General features: G+C 58.0%; 2 protein-coding genes. Both read left to right on the top strand.

Annotated elements, in window-relative coordinates; genetic code table 11:
* Positions 1 to 116 precede the first annotated feature (116 nt).
* Positions 117 to 1,040 (top strand): PilW family protein, encoded by a 924-nt coding sequence (locus CA2_RS01270; RefSeq protein ID WP_369441112.1) that lies wholly within the window; start codon positions 117 to 119, stop codon positions 1,038 to 1,040.
* A 47-nt stretch (positions 1,041 to 1,087) separates the two neighbouring features.
* On the top strand, positions 1,088 to 1,603 hold a 516-nt coding region (locus CA2_RS01265; RefSeq protein ID WP_369441111.1), incomplete at its 3' end, for a pilus assembly PilX family protein.

Raw genomic sequence — 1,603 nt, 5'->3', positions numbered from 1 at the left:
TCCGCAGGCACCGACGATGACAACGCCTGTCCGGAAGGCTTTACCTGCCACTTGCAATACCTGTCCGTTGCAGCACGCTGCGCGCCCTACGGCAGCGGCGGCACGCCCTATTGCTCATGACCAAGCACAGCCTCGTCATACAAACTACTCTACGTATGCACCCCGCTCTGACACTTTCACCCAAGCAGCGCGGCATGTCCTTGCTCGAGTTGCTGGTGGGTCTCTCTATCGGTTTACTGGTCGTGGCCGTGGCCATCGGTGCATTACTGGTATCACGCAACGTTTCCAGCAATGTCAGCGACGCCAGCGGACTTCAGCAACAAGGTGCCTATACCCTGCGGGTGCTGGGTCAGCAGTTGCGCCAGGCCGGATCGCTCTATCTGAACCCCGACCCCACGGGAACCGCCCCCACGGACGTACTGAGTGCTGTCGTTTTTGAAATCAAAGCCCTGGGTCAAAGTGGAGGCAACAACTTTGAGCTGCAAAACATTCTTGCAGGCGGCGACGACACCTTGACCACGGGCTTTCGCCGGTACAAGGACAACGTGTTCATTGCAGACAACGCTACCAACTCGACGGTAGGTACGGATTTTCTGGCGCGCAACTGTGTTGGTGCGCCAGCCAACACCAAGACCGACGAACGAATCGAGAGCATTTTCACGCTGGCCGATGGCAATTTGCGCTGCAGAGGAAACGGCGTCGTCAACGCACAGCCAATTACACAAAACGTTGCGCAATTTCAGGTTGTCTACTTGGTCCAAACCGTGGTGGGTGGCTCCGGCACCACCATCCAATACCGCAAGGGCAGCAGCATGCCCACGGACACAACCGATCCCACATGGCGCCGCGTACAAGGTGTGCAAATCTGTTTGGTGCTCTACGGCAGCGACGCGATCGACATGCCACAAGGCAGTAGCTATACCGACTGCGATGGCCAATCCATCGACATGACCCAACTTCCCAGCCCACGCACCAACCGCATGCACATGCTGTTTCGCAATACCTTCCAACTGCGCAGCCAAGGGCTTCCAACCCTTTAAGCATCGTCATGCCATACCGCCCAAGACCTCTTGCAATGACACCGTCCATGCACACCCGCCAGCGACATGCTCGGCCGAGCAGTCAACGCGGGGTGGCACTCTTCATCGTCATCATCTTTGTCATGCTCTCGATGTTGCTGGCGCTGTGGGCATCGCGCACTTCGCTGTTTAACGAAATGCTGACCGGCAACGATGCCGACTACCAACGCGCAGTTGAGGCCGCCCAGGCCCTACTCCAAGATGCAGAACTCGATATTCGCGGGGAAATGGCCGATGGATCGACTTGTAGCGCTGCCCCATGTCGCGCTTATACCAGCAGCCTGCAGTTCCCAGGCGACTCCAAGGAAATCAATCCCCTGCTTACGCTGTTGGAGGTCGAAAGCACACGCTGCAAAGATGCGCTCTGCACACGGCGCGTAGGAAGGCAGGATTTCTGGAATTACGCGACACCTGGGACGGTGGTCAAGCCTGCGGCAAATACCGCATTGGGTGAGGCGCCTCTTTCAGCGCTTAAAGCCGTAGGGGCACGCTACGGTCAGTACACCGGCGCCGCCAACACCACC

This window comes from Comamonas aquatica NBRC 14918 (assembly GCF_000739875.1).
Lineage (GTDB): Bacteria > Pseudomonadota > Gammaproteobacteria > Burkholderiales > Burkholderiaceae_C > Comamonas > Comamonas aquatica.
This window is presented reverse-complemented; position numbering and strand designations above follow the sequence as displayed.